This is a genomic window from Novipirellula aureliae (assembly GCF_007860185.1).
Classification (GTDB): domain Bacteria; phylum Planctomycetota; class Planctomycetia; order Pirellulales; family Pirellulaceae; genus Novipirellula_A; species Novipirellula_A aureliae.
Genome location: NZ_SJPY01000004.1, coordinates 255,768 through 277,597 on the forward strand (window position 1 = coordinate 255,768; position 21,830 = coordinate 277,597).

Genomic DNA, 21,830 nt, shown 5'->3' on the forward strand with positions numbered 1-21,830 from the left:
CACGCTTTGTTCCCGTACCTCTACCAGGGGCCGGTTTGCCTAGAAATAACGGATATACCCTGCTCTTCGTGCAAGACCGATCGAGCTTGATGCTTCCTAAGTCCGATAAAGAAGACAGACTAAAGCAATAAGCTCAATATGAAGGGGCAAAAATCGAATGAGCATTTGCATCAAAGAAAAACGAAAAAGGCAAGGCGAGGACGTCACCAAAGCGTTTGGCTATGCCAAAGAGGCGCTTGGGTATGTTGCCAAGTTCCGAACGCCACCAACGCCGAATGTGTACGAGGTTTGGTATCGCTATGCCGAAGGCCAGCTGCAGGCCCTTCGTGATCAACTTTCTTATGCTGTCAATGACGCCCAGACCGCTGATTACGAACTGCTGTTAAAGCTTTACAATCAGTACTTCTCAACCAATGATACCGGTGAACTGAGCTACCAACTTGGCGAGCAGCTATCGTTTGCGATCGGAAATGTCGAATCGATCATCTCCGATCAGCTTACCGCCCAGGATGAATTCAAGACCGCCATTGGTTCAGCAAGCGATGCGATCGACCACCAGGACAAGGATGTTTCTCCAGATATTCTGCAAGCATGTCTTGCTTCAATCCTTGATAGCAATAAGCAGATGCAAAGGCAGTTAAGCAAGATGGCCAGCCGACTCGACGAATCGCGCAATCAGGTTGGCCAGTTGCGGGAGAACTTCATTGAGTCACAGAAAAAGCTGATGACAGATCCGTTGACCGGTGTTGGCAACCGCCTGTTCTTTGACAACTGTCTGAACAATGCGATCGAGAGCCCCGACCGTGCAAAACGCCATGTTTTTTTGTTGCTAATTGATCTCGATAATTTCAAATTGGTCAACGATAGCTTTGGTCATTCGACGGGAGATCAGGTATTAAAATACGTTAGTTTGCATTTGCAGCGTCTCGTCGTAGGCGGCTCCGTTGCCCGCTATGGAGGTGATGAGTTTGCGGTCTTTATTACGACCGATAATCTGAACGACGGTGTCCAACATGGTGATGCGATTTGCCAATTCTTTGCCAAGAACAGGTTGTCCGTTAACCAAACCGGTGAGATGTTGGGGAAATTGACCACGTCGATTGGCGGGGCGTTGCTGCGAAGCGAAGACAGCAGTTCGAGCTGGTTCGAGCGTGCGGATCGCTTGCTGTATAGCTCGAAAAACGCAGGGCGAAACCGAGTGATGGTGGAGAGGAAGATAAAATAGGTTGCTTGCCGCTTGTTATCAGGCTCCTGCGTGATGATGCGGTTTACGGAGGTTCCTGGCTCTCAAGACCAGTTGTAGGGGCGAGATCCCCGGCCATCCGTTTCACGTCGAGAGCCGTGTTGCGAGTTTATCGTTCCGTCAGCTGAAGCGAACTCAATTGTTTTTTCGCCAATTGTATCAATGATCGGTGTCCAAATTCCGATGACATCCTTGTGGGGCAACTGGATTCACCTGTCGAGACAAGGGAACATCAAGTGAGTTGCGCGCCAAAGATCCGTGACAAGAAAACGATCGACGTTGCCAATGCTGCTGAATACGCGAGGCAAGCCCTCGGGTACATTGGAAAGTTTCAAACGCCACCGACGCCGAATGTCTATGAAGTATGGTATCGCTACGCGGAAGGCAATTGCCCGCCCATCAACGAACAACTCTCTTACGCCATCCACGATGCAAAGTCAGCGGATTATGAGTTGCTAAATCAACTGCACGAGCAGTTTCTCGCGTGGAACGATCGTGCGGCGATCACCGGTGACTTGGGAGAACAATTGTCACTAACGATCGAGGATGTTGAATCGATTCTCTCGGAACAGCGATCCACGCATGACGATTTTCAAGATGCGACCGGAAAAATGAGTGACCGCGTTGAGACGCAGCAACTTGCACCGGAAACGTTGAAAATGTGCATCGATTCCATCTTAGCCAGTAACCGTGCCATTCAATCGCAGATTGACAAAATGGCGATTGGTCTTGATGAATCCCGAAGCCAGATCCGCTATTTGCGGGATCGTTATTTGGAATCCCAAAAGCAAATAATGAAAGATCCGCTGACGGGCGTCGGCAACCGCCTGTTCTTTGAGACGATGGTAAACGATGCTATCAATCACCGGCAACAATCCAATCGCCATTCCATTTTGTTACTCATTGATCTCGATAAGTTCAAGTATGTCAATGATACGTTTGGTCACTCGACCGGCGATCAAGTCTTAAAGTTCGTTTCCACTCATTTGGAGCGACTCGCGGTTGATGCATCCGTTGCCCGCTATGGTGGTGACGAGTTTGCCGTCTTCTTGAGCACCGAGCAGCCCAACGGTGGTGTCGAACAGGCTGAAACGATTTGCGAATTTTTTGCCAGCAATGAAATGGAAAAACGTGAAACGGGAGCCTACTCAGGGAAATTAACGATTTCGGTGGGTGGGTCGATGTTGCGAGAATCGGATACGGGTTCCACTTGGTTCGAACGTGCCGACCGGCTGTTGTATAGTGCCAAGAACTCGGGAAGAAACCGGGCGATGGTCGAACGGAAAATCAAGTAGTTGTTGGGGGACTTCCCACGTCGTCGCCGCTTGATGACAATTTGGACAACGATCGATTCACACGGACGGAGATTCAAGTTGGCACGCAACGAGCAATTAATTCGACAACACAAGCTACTTCAACTTCTGGAGTTTTCTCGATTCGGCAGTACGATCGACGAATTGAGGACCGAATTGATTAGCGATCTGGGGTTGACCACGCTTCATGGACGCACCGTGCGGAGAGATTTGGAAGCGCTCGAGGCGTCAGGCTATGGAATCCGCACCGAGACTTTAGAGCGAGGCAAGGTCTACAAACTGGCTCGAAACAATAAGAGCGTCCATGAAATCGGGATTTCGGCGACGGAGTTGATTTCGCTGTCGATCGGTCGCGAACTGCTTTTTCCGCTACTTGGGACTCAGTACTGGCGTGGTATCGAGACTTTCTGGAATAAGGTGAAAGATGCTTTGCCAGCGGGGATGTACGAACATTACGACCGGTACCGAAAGACGCTGCATGTATTCGGGACTCCGAGTAAAACATACGAGCAGCATGAAGGAATGCTGAAAACGATCAACCGTGCGATTCTTGAGCACCGCATCGTCGAAATTCAGTATGCCCCGGTGGGCAAGCCGGTATCGACACGGCGAATCGAACCGTATGGGTTAGCCGTTTACCAAAGCAGCATCTATGTGGTCGCAGCTGCACCGGAGGTCGAGAATCCTGCCGAGCGACTTCGCAATTGGAAGCTCGATCGGTTTCGCCATGCGATTGCGCTTGACGAGTACTTCAAACCAGACCCCGACATTGATTTATCTGATCGGCTTGGTCGCAGTATTGGGATTTTCTCGGGAGAGTCACCGACGATGGTTCGAATTCAACTTGGCGACCGGGCCGCTGCTTGGGTCGGCGAAGATCCATGGCATCCCGAACAAAAGCTTGAATCGCAGTCCGATGGTACCTCGATCTTAACCGTCCCCGCTTCCCATCCACGCGAAGTTTTGCCGAAGGTGTTGGCGTTGGGGACCGAAGCGGAAGTCATCGAACCCGAAGCGTTTCGCGCCGCCGTTGCCGAAGCGGTACAAAGCATGGCCGCAAAGTACCGCTAGCCGTCGTCGAAAGTCTTGGTTACTGGTTCGACCGTTGGTGCATCCAAAGAGCGTATTCTTCCGCGGTGATGCGTCCATCTTTATCCGCGTCCGCGGGAGCCGGATTCATCAGCATCGATTCCCACTCCGATGCCGTTAACACACCATCTTGATTGCCGTCGTTTCGCTGAATGATTCGCTCAGCGTACTGGATCAGCTTGTCGTCCATTTTTGACGCTGCCGACGAGCTGCCTTTTGAAGAAGAAGAGGCACGCGAAGCCGATGCGTTTGAAGACGCATTGCTTTGGGGGGCATTGACTCGGACGCCCTGTTCCACCGCTAGACGCACTTCTTCCGCCGTGATGATGCCGTCTCGGTTCAGGTCGGATTTGAAAAACTCATTGACCAATTCCTCGGTCCACTCGTCAGCGAATTCGGCCATCGTGACTTGCCCATCCTCGTTGGCATCCTTGTCGGAAAAGAAACCAGGAACGCCATTGGCGGAACCGGAGCCATCGAGGATGCGATAGGATTGGCGTCCATTGAAGTAATCGACTTCGCTATACGCGTTTCGGTCATTCCTTCTCTGATCTTCGCCGCTACGTTTACGAGCAGCATCTTCGGTTTGTTTTACTTCACGGCGGCGGGCATAACGAACGGACAATTCGACCACCGAAAGTTTGCCATCTTGGTTGGAATCAAAATCGAGCGGCTCACCTGCAAACCGACCCCGTCGAAGTTCCTCCGCCGACAATTGCCCATCTCTGTCACGGTCGTATTCACGCAGGACTTTTTCAGCTTCCGCCTTATCTTCCGCTTGGACCTCCACTGACATCATGGCCGCGTTGGGCCCAAAACCCAAAGGTGGAGTTGGGAGCGTGTCGACGCCAAAGCCGGGGACAAGAAGCATGGCGGTCAATGCGGCATCCGGGTCACTTTTCTGCGAGCCACCCTTATTATTATCATCGCCACCACCACCACCACCACGCATTTGTTGGAATGAATCCGAGATTTTGCGCAGAGGAATGGAGGATCCTGGCCTAATGCTGCTGTCGGATCTGGCCATTCGTTCGACGATAAATTTGCCAGGACCGTCCTTTTGTTCGTCGGGATCGAGTACGCCGTTATTGTTGGTGTCGAGCCGTTGCAGCATATCGCTGGGATCAAAACCGCCTCGTCCACCACCGCGGCCGCCACCTGTATCACCACCGCGGCCGCCACCTGTATCACCACCGCGGCCGCCGCCTGTATCACCGCCGCGTCCGCCGCCTGTATCGCCGCCGCGTCCGCCGCCTGTAGCACCGCCGCGTCCGCCGCCTGTATCACCGCCGCGTCCGCCGCCCATATCACCTCCGCCTCCGCGTCCGCCTCCACCTCCTCGCTGTGCCATTGCGAGCGGCGACAACACCAATGATGCGGTTAGAACGAAAGTCAGCGTTAAAAATTGTTTTTTGTTCATAATGTTTAAACAGCGACTTGAAAAGAAAGTTTCGCTAAATATAAAACATCATCGCCGCCCCGTGTTGACATCGCTCGGCGACGTCGCTAAGTCGCAGCCCGCTCAACACCAGTCGAGATGATTCATTCGCCTGATCCCAGATTTCTTGCAGCGTTGCCGCTGAATCCGTGGACGATTCGGTCAAGAAACTGTTCTTATCCAGGCAGCTCATCGCTTCGGCGATATCCAATATTGTAATCTGAGTTGGGTCAACCGACAGCCGATATCCGCCTTGGCTGCCTCGAACACTCTCGACCCAGCCCATTTTTTTGAGCGGTCGTAGGATCTGAACCAGAAAAGGTCCCGGGATATTGTGCTGATCGGTGATTTCGCGGACGGTAACCGGAGCCGAGTTTCCCGATCGTATCGTCAACTCCAGCATTGCCAGACATGCGTAATGCACCCGAGCCGATATGACCATCGCTGTCCTCCCTTTACCGGTTGAAAAACGCTTTTTTTGTTGAATTGCACTCGTTTGCTCAATAGCCCTAAGACGAATGAAGGCCGCACTCGGTTTTTTGGAAGCCCGACCAACGCCCCGCACGCTCGTCTTCGCCCGCTGCGATCGCTCGCGTGCATGGAAAACAACCGACACTTGGGAAACCTTGATCGTGCAGAGGGTTGTAGGGGATGCTCTCCTTGAGAATCAAATCCCATACCTCTTTCTTGGTCCAATTCGCCAATGGACTCACCTTCACGAGTTGAAACTTTTTGTCCCAGCCCACGATCGGTGCTTTCGCTCGATCCTCGCTCTGATCGCGGCGAATCGCACTGGCCCACGCATGCCAACCGCGGGCAGCCTTATGCAAAACGCTCAATTTGCGGTCAAAACAGCATCGATTGGGATCGGTCTTGTAGACGGGCCCGCCATTGGCTGCCTCATACTCCTCGACCGTCGTCTCGGGGTACTTGTATTCGACCTCGATGCCATAGCGGACTTTAATGGTCTCGCGGAGTTCCAGCGTTTCTTTGAATTGATAGCCGGTTTCGAGATTGAAAATGGGAGTTTCTGGAGCGATTTCAGCCAACATGTGGATAATCGTCATTCCCTCGGGGCCAAACGCGGTTGCCATCGTGAAGTGAGGTGCAAAACGGTCGACGGTCCAACGTAGAATCTCTTGCGGGCTGGCGCTTTCCAGTCGGTCGCTGTCACGCTTCAATTCTGCCAACAGCGATTCGGTCGGTTCAAGTGGCGGATCAGCTGCCAAAGCACCCTGAGCGGGCGTTTGCGCCGAGTCCTGTGCCTGCGTGGGAACGTTTTCGCTAGACGGCGTTCCGGCCGAGGGATTCCCACCCGCGGGATCCTGGCTAATCGAATACAAATTCATGTTTTGGCGACTTCCCTTGCTCAATGGACTCGTGCGTTAACGAATCATACATAGTTGATCTAATTAGTCAACTATTGTTTGCTTATCGGCCCGATCATGCTTGGGATAGAGTGAATTTACCGATTCTCTCGATATCGAAAGCGCGTCGTCGTCTTTACGGGTGGGAGAATCTTTACGGGGGGGAGAAAGATAAGGCTACGCGAGCGTGAATTCGTTCAGAGCGAGGGGCGAAAGGCGGCTCGTGGTGCGTCAAGGTCTCGTCCACTACGACCAACCCTAATTTTCAATCTGGATAAATCGCTAGGTTTTGCCGAAACGCTTTAGGAATCGGACGTTTCGTTTTCGTCACAGGCGTCGGGGACACATGGGTCTTCCGGTGCCCGTTTGCGTAATTTCCGCTGTAGCGATCGACGATGGATACCGAGTCGGCGGGCAGCTTCGCTGATATTTCCGTCGCATTCCGAAAGCACGCGGTGGATGTGTTCCCATTCGTTGCGGGCAAGAGAGGGGGCGGGAAAGGCGACGATACCTTCGGGGACAATTGGTTTATCGCCGCGCATGAAGGCCGATAAAATATCGTCGGCATCGGCAGGTTTGCTGAGGAAATTAACCGCGCCAGCACGAATTGCATCGATGGATGTTGGGATACTGCCGAAACCCGAGAGCAGGATGATACGGGTGTCAGGCTTCATTTGCAGCAGTTTTCGCAACAATTCGAGACCACTCTTGCCTGGCATCCGCAAATCGAGAACCGCCAAGTCGGTCGGGCGGCTGCTGAAAACTTCGACCGCTTCATCGTAATCGCCTGCCGTTTCGACACGGAACCCTCGTTGTTGCATTGCCAGCGATAACCGCTCTCGGAGCACCAGGGTGTCATCGACCAATAGAATGCTTTCCGCGCCAACGGTTTCAGCGTTATGGATGGGCGCTACGTCGCCGTTGGGATCATTCATTTGCACGATTGTCGTTCACAATTGATGAGGGACTTATCAAACTACCATTTTGTCACGCGTCAATTTACCGCGTTACGGCATATTTTTACAGCCCTCGTGATCTGGCACAACCAAAAAATAAGGTTACAGAGTATTCGCCGTTTGGCCGACAGCACTGGTTTGGATCAGGGAACGGTGGGAATCGCCGGTACCGTCAACGCGAAGACGACTGCCCCAGGTTGCTAGCCAGCGTTTGGCTTGCGATGATCGGGCTGAGCCATCGGTAAACGGACGATCGCTTTGGTGCCATGGCCGACGGTCGACTCGAAAACCAATTCACCGCCGAGTTGGGAGATCACGTTTCGTGTCAAAAAGAGTCCCAGCCCGATTCCTCGCCCCGGTTCTTTGGTCGTAAAGAAAGGGTCGCCCGCACGCTCAAGCACCTCCTCGCTCATCCCTTGCCCCGAATCCTGGACCGTCAATTCGAGAAAGGCCTCCTCCTGCCCTGATCGTTTGACTGTGATGATCTTTGCATCCAATTGGACTCGCCCATCGGCGGGACTCGCATCGAGCCCATTGTGGATCAGATTGCGAAAGGCTTGGGCGATGGCTTCACGCGGCACCCACAGCGTTTGATCTTCGATGGGCCCAAGGTCCTCATCGTCAATATCGACCCGGTGGGGGTCACGGATACCTTCGAGCGTCGTATCGATTAGCTCGCCGACGTTGGTTTGGTCCCATTGTTGCGCCATGGAGTCGCCAGCGGCGCTCCGCATTCTCGCCAAGATTTGCTTGCACATTTCGAGTTGACCATCGATCAATTGCAAGTCGGTATTGACCGATTGTGGTTTTTCGACTCCTTCGAGGTGCCGCGACATTTCGCGGACGATGACGTCGATGGTCGACAGTGGCGTTGCCAATTCGTGAGCCGCTCCGGCCGCCAGCGTTGTCAATCCTTCGAGTCGATAACTGGTTGCTCGGTCCGCTTGAGCGCGGCGCAGTTCTTCTTCCCGTCGCTGAAGTTCTCCAGCAGTCTGAGTGACATAATAAGTCACGACTGCCGCACAGGCTGAAAACGCAAATAGCAGTGAACTGGCGCGAAAGTCAAAGTTGACGTTGGGTTTTTCGATGGTAAGGATTTCCACGGGGATCGAGGACCGCAACAAAATCATGTAGCCCGCGACAGCGAAAACGGGCATCAACCAAACCGATTTTGGCCGAATCATGACCCCGCCGACCGCTAAGTTCACAAAGTAAAAGAAGGTGAATGGATTGTCGGCTCCCCCGCTAAAGTAAAGCATGATTGTTAGCGTCAGCAGGTCGAGCAACATGATGGCTAATGCAACCGACTGTAAAAGGCTCGGTTCGCCCTCCCAATCAGCAGCATGGAATCGGCCTGAGACTTCGCTCTGTTCCAATTGCCGTTGTAGCGGTCCGGCATGTTGGTAACGCAACCAAACCAGATAGATGACGTTGGTGATGGCGGTGAAGCCGACCAGTAGAATCAGGGGGACAAAGACATCGCCCAAATCCACCAATAGGTTGGCAATGAAGATCGTGATGATCTGTCCCGCTACCGCCATCCAGCGAAGATGCAATAGCCACGTCGACGACCCGAGCCGAGCAGGTGACATGATCGGAAGAGGAGTTGACGGGTCGATTGTTCGCGGTATTGGCACTCGTTCGCTTCGCGGGTTAATGGGTGCGCGAATCTCGTTCGCTTCGCGGGTCTAAACTGCGTGAACCTAGTTCGCTTCGCGGCGTGTCAATTCATCACGTAGTCGGGCAGCTAACTCATACTGCTCTTCCTCCACCGCAGCATGGAGTTGCTCTTTGAGCGTTTTGCCGACCGCATACTCACTTCTCAGCGATTCTCGCATCTCCGTTAACCGGACCACCAATTCGTCTTCATCGAAATGCTCTTCCGCTTCGTGCTCGATGAAGAATGATCGCATCGTCTCAAGCCCATTGTTGATCGCTTGAATCGCTTCCTCGGCGGTATTGTCTTCAAGTTCCCCGAGGGCTTCCGCTTGCGTGCGATGGAACAAGACGAACGGACGATACTGTTCGTGCGAACTCGTCCAGTCCTCATCGGGGCTCATCTTGTTACTCACGTCCATCAACCGCAGTGTATGGTCCGCGTCCATCACCGCTCGGTGGTAGTACTGCAGTCGTAACCAGCAAATACGTCGGTGATAGAACTGCATGAATTCACGATCCACTTCGGCGCAGTCCGCTTCGGTCAATACCGTCTCCGGTTGCTCGAGTGCAACGACGAGTAGATGGTCCAAGTAGGTTTCGCATTCCTTGAATGCGGTCCCGTCAGGACGCCCGGTCGTTTCGAGCTGCAGGACACCCAGGTCGACCCGCATTTGGATGACATCGCGTCCGTCTTTGCCCTTCACGAGACGCACGTTCAAATTCGAGGGGTCGAACGTCCACTCGGACAGAATGTCGTCGAGATGCATCGATCTTTTCATCGATTGTTTCAATAGATTAGGCCGAGGAGTTTTCAAGAATCAAAGTTCATTTGGAGGCATTAGTATAGCAGGCTCGAATCGAAGTTGAACCGTTACGGAGTTGAGAATACGTTTCGAACGATTCAATCGTTCATCCCAGGATCACGACGATTTTGTTTCTTCTGTGAATTTTCTCGTTTGTGATTCAGTCGACGCAGTTTGCTTCCATAAGACGGTTTGGTCGCTTTTCGCGGTTTGGGCGGGAATTCGCATTCCTTTAACATGTCGCACAATCGCTTTTTTACATCGGTCAAATTGCGACTTTGGTCTCGATACTTTTCGCTATGTAAAACAAATTCGCCATCGCGATTGATGCGGTTGCCATATCTCGCCTTCAATCGCCGCCGCCATCCCGCATTCAATCCTTCGGCTTCAGCCATCGACCAATGCAAAATGACTTTTGAATTGACTTTGTTGACATTCTGACCGCCGGGACCGCTGCTACGGGCCGCCGAGAATGTCAATTCCGCGGCGGGGAGAGTCAGTCGTGAATTGACGATTAAATCGCTCATGGTTTTGTTGGTTTTTTTTAGGCTGGATCTAGATGTAGATACTTGCAGGGTAATGACGATGTGTCGACCCGGGAAGTTCGCGATGCACCCATTCTCACGCCGATCGGGGAGCAGAGTGACATTGACAGCAAAGATTTCTCCCCAAAAAAATCGGCAGGAAAATGGAGGTTCCCGTGAAAAATTTTGGGGGCAGTGACCAGACTTGTCCGCCGGTCTGCGATTCTAGCCGTGTCGCCCGGCAGTAACGGTGCGATTGAATTTCACAACCCTAATCACGGACGAACCTCCCATGCCAAAGTATTACGTGCAATGCGGACCCATTGAAACCGTTCTCGACTCGGATTCCCCCTCAACGGCTGCCGTCAACGCTCTCGATGCCGCCCTGCAAAATCATCTTTGGATTTACGACGATTGCGGACTAAGCGAAAGGGACTGTAAAACTCACCTAATGCTCGAAGCCCTGCTCCATTTTGATCCATCCATCCAAGTTAGCGAACAAGGCTTTGACCGCGCAGACGCGATTCAAATCGGTACCCCTGAAACGGTTGAAGCGTGGCACTGCTTGATGGTCTCTCTAAAACGTCTTTTTGTCGCCGCTGGATTGACCACTCGCACCATGTCGTCGATTGGGGCAACCGCGACGATTGAGTGCCATTCCCCAAGGTTACCACGCTAAAAGCCCAGAATTGGCACACAAAAATCCCCGAAATACCACATGGAAATCCCAGATTACCTTATGAAAAGCCCGAATTGCCACGCGAAAAGCCCGAATTGCCACGCGAAAAGCCCAGAATTGGCACGCGAAACGTTGTGTCCGGTAGGCTGGGTTTGGGTCATGTCGCGCCAAGGGACGCAGGCGGGGTATGGACTTTGCCGCTTGGCTCTCCCATCCGAAAACGTCTTCAGTCTGTGGGGGGATGGGGGGAGGAATAGGGTAAAGCCAGTCGGTGGAAGCCTTCCGCTCGAAGAGCAGAGCGACACGGGTCGTTCTAGCCTACGAGATTCGCATGTACATCACTTGGTGAGGGCCGGCGTCGGGGATTTCAAACTCAACCGGATGAACGGTTAAACCTTGTTTTCTATAAAAGCCGATCGCCCCGACTCGGGCATTGCACCACATCCAATCGGCGTGGCGTCTGCGGCATTCCGCGATGCACGCCCTTAGCACGGCCTCCCCAAATCGTTGCCCGCGGAATGCTTCATCGGTTGCCATTCCGCGAAGCTGATACGGGCGTTGTGCGTCAAACAACCCAAATCGCTGCTCCGGTTGCAGCATGACCGAAGCGATACAAACCAATGAGTCGCTCGGGAGCTTTTCCTCGGCGGGCTCGGCTGTTGCGAATGCCCCGATATGAAACGAGGTTTCGGCTTCATCCCCGGAGAAATGTGCTTCCGCAGCGAGGCGACCCGGTCGCAAGACTCGCTGCCGGAGCGGTAGCGTTTCAAAAGCGGTAATGAAACGGATGTTCATTGGTGTTTTGCTTGGGTTGGAGAACGGTGGGACAAAACGGAGATTGGAAGCCTGCGACAACGGTAGAGATGGCAACGGTATAGATACCGTAATTAGCAAATTAGGACGACCGAGATGGATGAATTTAGTGGACACGGCTAATCTGAGTAGACCAAACATTGATCGATTGTTAGCCTTATGACGATATTTGCAATCGCAAACTGAAGTCATTCTGTATTTGAAAGACACCGATTCATGAACGCCCCATTCTTAGAGCGACGCAGCCCGCTAAGGGTCGCCTATGCGCTGTTGATCTTGATGGCGTTCTTTTTTTTGATCCCTTCGATCTTTCGTGCGGCTCGCCTCAGTTTGGGCGAAAAACAGAATAACGTAAAAGATTGGTTGCCGAGCGATTTTCCGGAGACCGCCGAGCTGAATTGGTTTGCCGATCATTTCGTTGGCGAAAGTTTCGTGCTGGCGACTTGGGAGGGATGCACGAGCGGCGACCAGCGATTGCAGTTACTCGAGCAAAAACTGCGGCACGAATCGGATAGCTACGATCCCACCGGTAAATTATCGCGAGCCGATGCCGAAGCTTATCTCGCTGCAAAAGAACTCGGCGAAAAGCTCGAACTTTTATCGACAGGAAACCAGTTTGATAATTGGGGTGGCAAACAAGAGAAATGGGTCCGGTCCTCGGATGGGCTATGGTATTACATCACTCCCGACGGACGGTTCTATCGCTGGGAGGAGTCGCTGACGGGACCCGCTTCCCTGATCCGTTCGATCAAACGCTCGCTGGGGGCCTACACGCTCGATGGAACCTTCGTCACAGCTTTCGGCCAGGGGCGTGCGGAGGATGAAATCAATCCGTTTCACAATGATCCGACATTGATTTGTGCCCCCTTGTTTCATACGGTGCAAACCGGCGATTCAATTGCGAGTGAATTATCGGCGGAAGGGGCCGCGCTTTGGCCGATCGATTTGACCGAGGAATCACGCCGACCGCTGCTGGCACGTCGTGAGGCAATGAAACGGCTGACGGGAACCCTGTTTGCACCAGCGGTTCCGCACGAATTCTCTTGGACACCTGAGGCGTTTTATGAGGAAGTTCCCGAGGATCGACGCGGTTCTCTGCCTGAAACCTTTAAACCGCTCGTCCAAAACACGCTCGATCGTATTTTAGAAGATCAGTACGACGGGTCGCTCGAAAAATTAAAATTCGCGACCACCGACGAGAAGGCTGACGTTTGGTACGAGGTCTTTGATTCAGTGGGGGTTACACCACCGCCCCGGTTAACCTGCGTGTTGGTGACCCTAACCGACGTGGCTCAGAAGAATTTACCTTACGTGCTCGGGCGAGGCGTTGCGGGAGGGCCGCGAGGTCGACTGCTGCAATTGGCTCGTGAATCCGGTGTCGCTCCGGCTCCCCCACCTTCGCTTGCTCCCCCACCGTTTAATCGCCAACCAGCCGAAACGATCGCAGGGGTTCCGGCGCTTCACCTTGGTGGTCCGCCGGTCGACAATTTGGCGATCGATGAAGAGGGGACCGTCACGCTTATCCGATTGCTCGGCTACAGTCTTCTGCTGGGCGTCGTGCTGTCGTACCTGTGTTTTTATAGCATTCGAATTACGATCATGGTGTTTGTGGTCGGCGGAAGTTCGGCGATGCTAAGTATGGCGACGGTTTGGTGGACAGGCGGAAAAGTCGATGCGATTTTGATGAGCATGCCGTCACTCGTTTACGTCTTGGGCCTTAGCGGTGCCATCCATGTCGTCAACTATTACCATGATGAAGTCCGCAGTCACGGCGCCCGCGGTGCCGCCGGACGGGCGATTCGGCACGCTCTTTTGCCCTGTACGCTTGCGTCGGTAACCACCGCGATCGGACTCGTTTCGCTATTCACCAGCAACTTGGCTCCGATTAGTAACTTTGGTTTGTATGCCGCGATCGGTGTGATGACGACTCTCGGTATTTTGTTCTCCTACTTGCCCGCTGCACTGCAAACGTTTCCACCCACATTTGGTGACGGGCCGAGTGCGGATGTCGACGCGCAGCAAAAGCCAGCCCAGGAATTGGCCGTGCAGAGCCAGTTCGCTGAGGCTTGGGCATCGTTTGGACGTTGGGTCACGTCGCACCATGTGTTGGTGGCGTCTTGTTGCTTTGCGGCACTGTTTTTGGGAACCATTGGGCTCCGGCATATCAAGACGTCGGTTCAACTTTTGAAGCTGTTCGATCCACAATCCCGAATCATTCGTGATTACGCCTGGCTAGAAGATCATTTCGGGAAATTGGTACCGATGGAAATGATCGTGCGAATACCGAGCATGCCACAAACGGAGGAGGATCCGAAGTTAGCGGCGAAACCCCTACCGATCGAATCGCTCAATATGCTCGAGCGTGCTGAGGTGGTGAATCGAATCAGCAAAGTGGTGCGTCGGACGCTCGGTGAAACGGGAACCGATGTGGTTGGCCAAACGGTTAGTAGCGATACGTTTTTGCCTCCGTTGCCAGCGCCGAGTAATTCCTACGATTTGGTGCGATCGAAGTTTAATCGCGACCTGTTGTCGTCACGTGAAGCGCTTCTGGGCAGCGATTACGTTCGCATTGAAAAGGAAGGTCCATTTGCTGGGAGTGAGCTATGGCGAGTCAGTCTTCGCGTTGGAGCATTGTCCGATGTCGACTACGGACATTTTATTACGACACTACGGGTCGCCGTCGAACCGGTGTTAAGAGCCTATGATACCCGCGAAGCGATTTTGCAATCGTTGACCCTTGATGAGAACGCCCAACCGATTCCGATATCAGGAAAAGATCGCGTCTTGATCGTCGGCCGCTCACGCCCTAAATCGCTCGATGAAGCAAAACTACTATCGGAGGATCATGAAACGATTCTGATAGAGAATATCTATCTCTCGACGCTTGAAGAGCTACTGCAGGGCGAGCGGATCAAGCGGCCCTCTTGGATCGACCCATCGGCTGCCGACTCGCCAATCGAGATGGGGAGCGAGCGATGGAACAAAGCCATTGCGGCTGTCGATGCAGTCGTGTGGGTTGGCGACGAGTCGCTGGACGCATCGATGACGAAGTCGGCCAAGCGCTGGATCGATGCACGGGCGATTTTTGAAAAGCCGGTTGCTCCAATTTTGGCGGATGGAAACATCCCCGATGTTGAAAACTCCGGATCAATGCAAGTCATCTACACGGGCGTCATTCCCGTCGTCTACAAAGCTCAACGGACGTTGTTGTTCAGTTTGCTTGAGTCGATTGCATTGGCGTTCGTGTTGATTGCAGGTGTGATGGCGATGCTGCTCAATCCAGGTCGTTTCCCGTTCTCGTGGCTTTCACCTCGGAATCTCGGTTTCGGGATGTTGGCGGGTGCGGTCGCGATGATTCCCAACATGTTTCCGGTTCTGATGGTGTTTGGAATCATGTGTCATTTCGATATCGCCATTGACATCGGGACCATGATGACTGCCTCGGTTGCGATGGGCGTTGCGGTTGATGATACGATCCACTTCTTGTCGTGGTTCCGCCAGAATTTGGATGCGGGTCTTAGCCGTGTCGAAGCGGTGATCGAAACCTACCGCCGCGTGGGACCCGCGATGACGCAAACAACGATCGTGGGCGGTCTGGGTTTGTTCGTGTTCGCGTTATCAACCTTCACGCCGACTCAGCGATTTGGGACCTTGATGTTGGTGATGTTGTTGGCCGCCCTAATCGGAGACTTGGTGCTACTGCCTGCTCTCCTGGCTGGCCCGCTTGGGAAAGTTTTCAAACCGCGGACGCCCGTCGGGACGATGAAAAAAACCGATTTAGATGGCGAGGTGATTGAAGAGCCTTCAAGTCCTAGCGAGCTGGGAAATGGGCAAAATGTTCGGCAAGAAGAGGAGCAAGACCCGCCCCATGCGTCAGAGGAGGCTCCCGTCTTGAAAGTCCATCGTCCTCCCGGACGCATCGATGCCCCGCATGGAGTGCCGCGGAAGTAGGGGATATTGAACGCGGAAGGCTCGATTTCCGACCCTCCCCCAAGCTTCGCTTGAGGGAGGTTGTATGTTGTTAGCCATGTTGCACTGAAAAGCGGCACGACCTCTTCGCCTGGAGGGGGAAGTGACAGCAACCAATAACTTCCAGGCCATCGGTTGCTAGGTCTACTGTTTCACGCAACGTATCGGACGTTTCACGCAAGAATTTTTTGTTTTTCGCGTCCTATCTCGCTGTTTGAGCGCGATTTCTCGGTTGTGATCGTTTGAGTTGGATTCGTATACTTCGACCAACTCTGACACGAAGGGAATCGATCGAATTGGTTGGCAACGAAGCCACCGCCGCTAAACGAATGACGAGGAAAACGCCCAACTGGCCACGCCTCGCCGCTACCGTTGCGCCCCGATTTCGCCGCGTTTTCACGACGTTCTTGCTGCTTTTCGTCCTCGGCTCGGTCGCTGACGGACAACAGCAACCGTCCGTGGTTAGCCCTGATGTGGTTAGCCCTGATCCCGTCCGCGTTAGCGGCGATGTTATCTACCGCTGGCAAATCGGTTCGGCCGATGCGTCGCTATTAGAAGGGGACTGTATCCTCGAACACCGAGGCGAGCGATTGAATGCGGCTTCGATTTTGTTGCTCGTAAGTGGCGATATTGGTCGAGTCTCGACGGAAGTAATTGTCGACGGCGTCCGGCTGGCAGATGGCTCGGTATCGCAGCCTCGTCGCTTGAACTTTGTGACCTTGGCCGACCCCGAGATTCAAGCACCACTTTATCGTGGAAAACCCGACCATCCTCCGCTGCTCTTAAAATATCTGAAACCCAAGCGTTTGGGAGCCACTTCGGTATTCACTCCCACCAGTGGTTACGGTGCGGTTCGTCCCGTTCAATTCAGTGCGCCCCCGCTCGAAGCCCCTCCCTTCGAGGCCCCTCCTTTCGAAGCCCCTCCTTTCGAAGCCCGTCCCTTTGAAGGGACTCCCTTCGACGAGATGGATTTGGACGCTTCGACCTACCAGCCGATTCAAACGCCTAAGCAGCAAGTTCTCGATCCTCCGACGCAGAATCGACCGCTGACCCCCGAGATCATTCCGCCTTCTGAGAAACGGATGCTGGATGAGGGTATGATTGGTGACTTGCCGTCACCGGTCGTCTCCTCCGCTTCACCCCCCGACTCACTTGGCGAGTTTTCGGCGCCACCGATCACGTTATCCGATGGAGCGACTACCGGCGGATTTCAGTTTTTCGTGGGTGGGGGGAGTCGTAGCGTCGAAGTGCTCAAGCGAGACTCATTGATGCCGCCGCAGATCGAGACCTCCAACCGTCCCGAAACCGGGGAAACGGTGGTGGTTGCCCGTGGCGGCGTCACGATGTTGGTCCGTGATGTCTCGGCACAGATGCCAGGCGGCGACGTGATGCAGCTTGGCACCATCTCACTGTCCGCGGACCGGATCGTGGCATGGCTGCCGTTGGTGACCAATATGTTCAACGGGACGACTTCGTTTGATCAAGCCGATGGCGAGATTTACCTTGAAGGCAATATCGTTTTCCGGCAAGGTGAACGCGTCATCTATGCCGAGTCGATGTACTACAATGTCGCTCGTGAAACCGGTGTGGTGCTGGATGCTGAAACCATTGCCACGGTTCCCAACTATCAAGGCATCGTGCGGCTGAAGGCCGATATGATGCAGCAAATCGGACGAGGCAATTTTGTCGCTTTCGATGCTGCCATGACGACAAGTCGAATGGGCGTTCCACGCTACTGGCTACAGAGTGAACGACTGCAATTGACCGACCGCAATGGCACGGTTACCGATCCAATCACGGGTGTCACCTCGATACGTAAAGATCCATTCGTCAGTAGCCGCGATAACTTTGTCTACTTTGGCGGCGTTCCCATTCTGTACTGGCCAACCTTTTCGACGTCGCTTCGTGATCCAACCCTCTATGTCAGCGATGTTGCGTTCGGAAACGACAGTATTTTTGGGACGCAATTGTTGCTCGATTTTAACTTGCTGCAAATCCTTGGAATCGATGATCCCCCCAGTGGCGTGAAGTGGGAATTGTCGACGGACTACCTTAGCAAGCGTGGTCCGGCAATCGGAACACTGCTGAGCTACCAGGTCCCTGGTATGTTCGGTGCCCCAGGGAACACGAGTGGGCTACTCGATGCTTGGGTTATCGATGATAAGGGAACCGATACACTCGGACCCAATCGTAAAAATTTACAGCCCGAAGTGACGACGCGGGGCCAGGTGCTGTTTCGTCACCGACAGCAAACCGCAGGCGGATACGAATTTATCGCCGAGTTTGGTTGGCTTAGTGACCGCAATTTCTTGGATCAGTATTTCGAAAACGAATGGGACCAAGACAAAAATCGTGACACGGACCTTCGGCTTCGTCGCTACGTTGACAACAACTTGTTCGAGCTTTCGGCCAAGGCTCAAGTAAACGATTTTTACGAGGAAACAGAGCAGCTTCCCGCTTTCGATCATTATCTGATTGGCGGTTCCCCGTTCGCCAATCTACTGACTTGGTCCGCTCACAATCATCTGAGCTATACGAAACTAAACGTCGCCGATCCCCCCGAAGATCCTGCCGAAGCGGCAGCGCAAACGACGCTACCGGGCGAGTACAATCGCGCAGGCATCATTGCTCGCACACGCCAAGAAGTTGCGCTGCCAATCCAAACAGGACCGGTGAAGATCGTCCCCTACCTCTCGGGTGAAGCCGCCCACTATGGCGAAGCGGTCGACGGCGATCCGCTAACACGGTTGCTCGGACAAGGAGGCGTTCGTGCTTCCCTACCGATGTCTCGCGTCGATCCAACGATCGAAAGTAGTCTGTTAAACCTTCGCGGCTTGGCGCACAAACTCGATTGGACGGTTGACTACTTTTATGCGGACAGCAACGCCAACTTTGAAGAACTGCCGCTCTACGATCCTCTCGACGATCATGCGCAGCAGCAATTTCGCCGCCGCTTTATCGTCAGCGACTATGGTGGCACATTGCCCGAGCGTTTTGATCCACGAACGTACGCACTGCGACAGGGAACACAGAAGTATGTGACCAGCGGCAGTGATGTGATCGCTGACGATTTGCAGCAGGTTCGATTGGGGCTGAATCAACGGTTTCAGACCAAGCGTGGTTTGCCAGGTCGGGAACGAATCGTCGATGTTTTTCAATTCGACACCGACGTGTTGCTATTCCCCGAAGCCGATCGCGATAACTTTGGCGAAACGGTCGGCCCGGCGACCTACGATATGGCCTACCACATCGGCGATCGCGTTAGCTTGCTGAGTGATGGCTATTTTGATCTCTTCGATTCAGGCCTACGATCAATGAGCTTGGGGGTTCGTTCCAGTCGACCCGGAGTCGGCGATATTTACCTTGGCCTCTTGTCACTCGAAGGGCCGGTCAGCAGCACCGTTTTCCGGAGCACCGTTGACATGCGTTTGAACGAGAAGTGGATTTGGTCTTCGGGAACCATGTACGACTTCGGCGATGCTGGCAACATTGGTCAATCGTTTGCCCTGACGCGGATCGGCGAATCGTTGCTGATTCGAATGGGCATCAATGTGGACAGCGGTCGTGACAACGTCGGCTTTGGGTTCACGATCGAACCACGGTTTTGGCCATCACCACGACTCGGTCAAATTGGTGGCCAATTGATCCCGCCGCCTGGCGTCGAAGGATTGGAGTAATGGACCGCAGGAAAAGCTGGCAGCGAAAGTACGCGGTTGCGTTTCGCGGGCTGTGGATATCGATACATGATCAGCGCAGCTTTGGGATCCACTTGTCGATCGCCGCCATGGTTCTCATTCTCGCGGCGACGATGCGGCTAGAAGCTTGGCGATGGGCTGCGTTGGTTTGCGTGATCACCCTCGTCTTCTCTGCCGAGCTGATGAATACGGCGATTGAGCGATTGGTCAAACGTTTGCACCCCGAACATGACTCGCAGATCGGCGACGCGCTCGACACCGCTGCCGCCGCAGTACTGGTCGCGGCCATCGGCGCAGTATTCGCCGGCGTGATCGTACTTGGCCCGCCGCTGCTTGAATGGGTGCTGCTTGGGTCTTAAGTTTGGGCTTTTCTGGCTCGTGCTAGAAACCGTAAGTTCCGTCCATTGTGTGAGCCGACGGCGCTAGCGGGCTGTCGATTTAACTCGACTTGTTGTTTAACGCCAAGCCATAGGCGACCGCTTATGGAAAAGCTGACGCCTTCGGCTAAGCGTTAAACGATTGAATCGGTTTGACTCGACTTGTTGTTTAACGCCAAGCCATAGGCGACCGCTTATGGAAAAGCTGACGCCTTCGGCTAAGCGTTAAACGATTGACTCGACAGCCCGCTAGCCGCGGGTGCCCCGAAAGCAGCCCCATCAGTACCCGCTTTCCGGGCGCATGCGACCGGATGGAACTTACGGTTTCTCGCACTAGGCCACGGCAGGTTTCTAACCTGCCTAGACAAAGCAGACAGGATGAAATCCTGTCCTGCAATTATCAAACGCAGCGATCGCGGATGTCGTCGCGGCAGGATCTTTAACAAGCCCCAATGCGATTGGTGGCTCCGTCGCGTTAGGCTTCGGTGACTCGCACGGTCGTCATTTTGTCACCTTTTTCGATCGCATCGACAACGTCTTGCCCTTCGATGACTTTGCCGAAAACGCTATGACGACCATCGAGGTGTGGCGTTGGCAGATGGGTGATAAAGAACTGTGATCCGTTGGTGTTCGGCCCGGCGTTTGCCATCGACAAAATGCCCGCCGAATCATGCTTGAGCTCAGGATGAAACTCGTCTTCGAATTTATAACCCGGCCCGCCGGTGCCAGTGCCTTCAGGACAGCCACCTTGGATCATGAAGTCGGGAATCACTCGGTGAAACGTTAGCCCGTCGTAATAGTTTTTGGCACACAATGTTTCAAAGTTTTCGACGGTTTTTGGCGTCTTGTCATCGAACAATTCAATGCGAATGGTGCCTTTGTCCGTCTCGAAGGTAGCTACTTTCATGGTTCTTTTTGTATAGCGAGTTTTAAAGAATGTTGGGTTGTTTGACGAAACATCAGCCTAACGTTCTCGCTATTTTTGTGCTACCCGGGGGGCCTTGCTGGCTAGAAACCGGTGTAGAGACGTTGTAAAGACAAGCTGCGATCGAGTGAGTATGATGGATGCGTCCGTTCGTAGCCGTTTGACCAAATATTTAGTGATTTTGAATCGATGAAATGCCTTTTGAATTCCCGAAGCTTAATCGTTGCCCTTTCGCTTTGGGCGATGTCTGGATGCAGTCATGAAGAGTCGCCGCAACCGGCGACCTCTTCGATGGAACCAGCGACGAATCAAGCCGCGGACGCCGATGCCGCGTTGATAACCGAAGAGTCCATTGACACGGCAACGCCGCAAGGCGAGGCAATTTCGCAGGACACTCCCACGTTCGAAGAATTTCATCAGGCCGCATTTGAAGGGGAAACCGAACCGCTCAATGAGTTCCTCAAAGCCTATCCTGATCAAGCCGATCGGGCGGATGCAGACGAGCGGACCGCATTGATGCTGGCGAGTTTCAATGGTCATACCGCAGCCGTTCAATCGCTCTTGGATGCGAAAGCGAGCGTCAAGTCGCGAGACTCATTCGGACGGACCGCACTGATTTATGCGTCGAGTGGTTCGAGCTTGGAGGTGGTCAAGTTGCTCGTGGATCATCGTTCCGAGATCAATGTGGTCGACAACGTCGAGCATTGGAGTCCTTTGATGTTTGCATCCTCGGAAGGTCAAACGCGAATCGTCAAATACTTGTTAGAAAAGGGAGCTGACAAGACCGCGAAAGACATCGATGGCGAAGACAGTGCCGATTTTGCCAGAGCAAACGGCCACGCCGATGTGGTGGAATTGCTAACCAAAAGCTGAGCGATATTGATCTCTTTTGTTGGCACCGTAAAGTTCGCCCATCAAAAAGAACAAAACTCAATGCGTTTCCCCCGCGAAGCGTTTCCCGATAGGGATGGACATTTTCC

Annotated in this window: 18 protein-coding genes; 9 read left to right on the plus strand and 9 right to left on the minus strand. The window is 53.5% G+C overall.

What is annotated here, in order from left to right; translation table 11 throughout:
• Positions 1-157 precede the first annotated feature (157 nt).
• The 3 genes from Q31b_RS13365 (at position 158) to Q31b_RS13375 (ending at position 3,627) form a co-directional block, all read left to right on the plus strand.
• Positions 158-1,225, plus strand: a complete 1,068-nt coding sequence (locus Q31b_RS13365) for a GGDEF domain-containing protein (RefSeq protein ID WP_146600191.1) — start codon at positions 158-160, stop codon at positions 1,223-1,225.
• A 254-nt stretch (positions 1,226-1,479) separates the two neighbouring features.
• Positions 1,480-2,538: a GGDEF domain-containing protein gene (locus Q31b_RS13370; RefSeq protein WP_146600192.1), complete on the plus strand. Its 1,059-nt coding sequence runs from the start codon at positions 1,480-1,482 to the stop codon at positions 2,536-2,538.
• Between the two features lie 78 nt (positions 2,539-2,616).
• Positions 2,617-3,627, plus strand: coding sequence for a helix-turn-helix transcriptional regulator (locus Q31b_RS13375; protein WP_146600193.1), 1,011 nt, complete (start codon positions 2,617-2,619; stop codon positions 3,625-3,627).
• A gap of 19 nt (positions 3,628-3,646) precedes the next feature.
• On the opposite strand, the gene Q31b_RS13380 is transcribed toward Q31b_RS13375, so the two are convergent.
• The 4 genes from Q31b_RS13380 to Q31b_RS13395 form a co-directional block, all read right to left on the minus strand.
• Positions 3,647-5,065 carry an EF-hand domain-containing protein gene (locus tag Q31b_RS13380; protein ID WP_146600194.1) on the minus strand — a complete coding sequence of 473 codons (1,419 nt, stop codon included), beginning with the start codon at positions 5,063-5,065 and terminating at the stop codon, positions 3,647-3,649.
• A gap of 34 nt (positions 5,066-5,099) precedes the next feature.
• Positions 5,100-5,525, minus strand: a complete 426-nt coding sequence (locus Q31b_RS13385; protein ID WP_146600195.1) for an Rrf2 family transcriptional regulator — start codon at positions 5,523-5,525, stop codon at positions 5,100-5,102.
• Positions 5,526-5,592: 67 nt separating this feature from the next.
• A complete protein-coding gene (locus Q31b_RS13390; RefSeq protein WP_146600196.1) occupies positions 5,593-6,432 on the minus strand; it encodes a phosphoadenylyl-sulfate reductase in 840 nt (279 codons plus the stop codon).
• A gap of 320 nt (positions 6,433-6,752) precedes the next feature.
• Positions 6,753-7,385, minus strand: a complete 633-nt coding sequence (locus Q31b_RS13395) for a response regulator transcription factor (RefSeq protein WP_146600197.1) — start codon at positions 7,383-7,385, stop codon at positions 6,753-6,755.
• A 24-nt stretch (positions 7,386-7,409) separates the two neighbouring features.
• On the opposite strand from Q31b_RS13395, the gene Q31b_RS13400 reads away from it, so the two are divergent.
• A complete protein-coding gene (locus Q31b_RS13400) occupies positions 7,410-7,610 on the plus strand; it encodes a hypothetical protein (protein ID WP_146600198.1) in 201 nt (66 codons plus the stop codon).
• On the opposite strand, the gene Q31b_RS13405 is transcribed toward Q31b_RS13400, so the two are convergent.
• The 3 genes from Q31b_RS13405 to arfB form a co-directional block, all read right to left on the minus strand.
• The gene (locus Q31b_RS13405) at positions 7,607-8,998 is read right to left on the minus strand and encodes a sensor histidine kinase (protein WP_146600199.1); all 1,392 of its coding nucleotides are present in this window, start codon (positions 8,996-8,998) and stop codon (positions 7,607-7,609) included. The genes Q31b_RS13400 and Q31b_RS13405 overlap by 4 nt on opposite strands.
• 111 nt (positions 8,999-9,109) lie before the next feature.
• Complete coding sequence (locus tag Q31b_RS13410) at positions 9,110-9,844, minus strand: UvrB/UvrC motif-containing protein (RefSeq protein WP_146600200.1); 735 nt, start codon at positions 9,842-9,844, stop codon at positions 9,110-9,112.
• Between the two features lie 122 nt (positions 9,845-9,966).
• Positions 9,967-10,395 carry an alternative ribosome rescue aminoacyl-tRNA hydrolase ArfB gene (gene arfB / locus Q31b_RS13415; RefSeq protein ID WP_146600201.1) on the minus strand — a complete coding sequence of 143 codons (429 nt, stop codon included), beginning with the start codon at positions 10,393-10,395 and terminating at the stop codon, positions 9,967-9,969.
• Positions 10,396-10,684: 289 nt separating this feature from the next.
• Here arfB and Q31b_RS13420 point away from each other — a divergent pair, with 289 nt between their 5' ends.
• Entirely contained in the window at positions 10,685-11,071 is a 387-nt protein-coding gene (locus Q31b_RS13420) for a hypothetical protein (RefSeq protein ID WP_231617548.1), read from the plus strand.
• 318 nt (positions 11,072-11,389) lie between these two features.
• On the opposite strand, the gene Q31b_RS13425 is transcribed toward Q31b_RS13420, so the two are convergent.
• On the minus strand, positions 11,390-11,866 hold the full coding sequence (locus tag Q31b_RS13425; RefSeq protein WP_197171486.1) for a GNAT family N-acetyltransferase: 477 nt from the start codon (positions 11,864-11,866) through the stop codon (positions 11,390-11,392).
• Positions 11,867-12,100: 234 nt separating this feature from the next.
• Between Q31b_RS13425 and Q31b_RS13430 the strand changes: the two genes are divergently transcribed.
• From Q31b_RS13430 to Q31b_RS13440, 3 genes are all read left to right on the plus strand, one after another.
• A complete protein-coding gene (locus Q31b_RS13430) occupies positions 12,101-15,835 on the plus strand; it encodes an efflux RND transporter permease subunit (RefSeq protein ID WP_146600203.1) in 3,735 nt (1,244 codons plus the stop codon).
• 347 nt (positions 15,836-16,182) lie between these two features.
• Positions 16,183-19,530 carry an organic solvent tolerance protein OstA gene (locus Q31b_RS13435; RefSeq protein WP_231617549.1) on the plus strand — a complete coding sequence of 1,116 codons (3,348 nt, stop codon included), beginning with the start codon at positions 16,183-16,185 and terminating at the stop codon, positions 19,528-19,530.
• Positions 19,530-19,907: a diacylglycerol kinase gene (locus Q31b_RS13440; RefSeq protein WP_146600204.1), complete on the plus strand. Its 378-nt coding sequence runs from the start codon at positions 19,530-19,532 to the stop codon at positions 19,905-19,907. Before Q31b_RS13435 ends, Q31b_RS13440 begins: the two co-directional genes overlap by 1 nt.
• Positions 19,908-20,400: 493 nt before the next feature.
• Here Q31b_RS13440 and Q31b_RS13445 read toward each other — a convergent pair whose 3' ends face one another.
• Entirely contained in the window at positions 20,401-20,832 is a 432-nt protein-coding gene (locus Q31b_RS13445; protein ID WP_146600205.1) for a peptidylprolyl isomerase, read from the minus strand.
• A gap of 219 nt (positions 20,833-21,051) precedes the next feature.
• Between Q31b_RS13445 and Q31b_RS13450 the strand changes: the two genes are divergently transcribed.
• The gene (locus tag Q31b_RS13450; protein ID WP_197171491.1) at positions 21,052-21,723 is read left to right on the plus strand and encodes an ankyrin repeat domain-containing protein; all 672 of its coding nucleotides are present in this window, start codon (positions 21,052-21,054) and stop codon (positions 21,721-21,723) included.
• The last annotated feature ends 107 nt before the right edge of the window (positions 21,724-21,830 follow it).

Excerpts from the sequence above, each read along its gene's own strand:
- Q31b_RS13365 (WP_146600191.1), top strand. The coding sequence starts at position 158 with ATGAGCATTTGCATCAAAGAAAAACGAAAAAGGCAAGGCGAGGACGTC.
- Q31b_RS13380 (WP_146600194.1), bottom strand. The coding sequence starts at position 5,065 with ATGAACAAAAAACAATTTTTAACGCTGACTTTCGTTCTAACCGCATCA.
- Q31b_RS13385 (WP_146600195.1), bottom strand. The coding sequence starts at position 5,525 with ATGGTCATATCGGCTCGGGTGCATTACGCATGTCTGGCAATGCTGGAG.
- Q31b_RS13390 (WP_146600196.1), bottom strand. The coding sequence starts at position 6,432 with ATGAATTTGTATTCGATTAGCCAGGATCCCGCGGGTGGGAATCCCTCG.
- Q31b_RS13395 (WP_146600197.1), bottom strand. The coding sequence starts at position 7,385 with ATGAATGATCCCAACGGCGACGTAGCGCCCATCCATAACGCTGAAACC.
- Q31b_RS13400 (WP_146600198.1), top strand. The coding sequence starts at position 7,410 with ATGAGGGACTTATCAAACTACCATTTTGTCACGCGTCAATTTACCGCG.
- Q31b_RS13405 (WP_146600199.1), bottom strand. The coding sequence starts at position 8,998 with ATGTCACCTGCTCGGCTCGGGTCGTCGACGTGGCTATTGCATCTTCGC.
- Q31b_RS13410 (WP_146600200.1), bottom strand. The coding sequence starts at position 9,844 with ATGAAAAGATCGATGCATCTCGACGACATTCTGTCCGAGTGGACGTTC.
- arfB (WP_146600201.1), bottom strand. The coding sequence starts at position 10,395 with ATGAGCGATTTAATCGTCAATTCACGACTGACTCTCCCCGCCGCGGAA.
- Q31b_RS13420 (WP_231617548.1), top strand. The coding sequence starts at position 10,685 with ATGCCAAAGTATTACGTGCAATGCGGACCCATTGAAACCGTTCTCGAC.
- Q31b_RS13425 (WP_197171486.1), bottom strand. The coding sequence starts at position 11,866 with ATGAACATCCGTTTCATTACCGCTTTTGAAACGCTACCGCTCCGGCAG.
- Q31b_RS13430 (WP_146600203.1), top strand. The coding sequence starts at position 12,101 with ATGAACGCCCCATTCTTAGAGCGACGCAGCCCGCTAAGGGTCGCCTAT.
- Q31b_RS13435 (WP_231617549.1), top strand. The coding sequence starts at position 16,183 with ATGACGAGGAAAACGCCCAACTGGCCACGCCTCGCCGCTACCGTTGCG.
- Q31b_RS13440 (WP_146600204.1), top strand. The coding sequence starts at position 19,530 with ATGGACCGCAGGAAAAGCTGGCAGCGAAAGTACGCGGTTGCGTTTCGC.
- Q31b_RS13445 (WP_146600205.1), bottom strand. The coding sequence starts at position 20,832 with ATGAAAGTAGCTACCTTCGAGACGGACAAAGGCACCATTCGCATTGAA.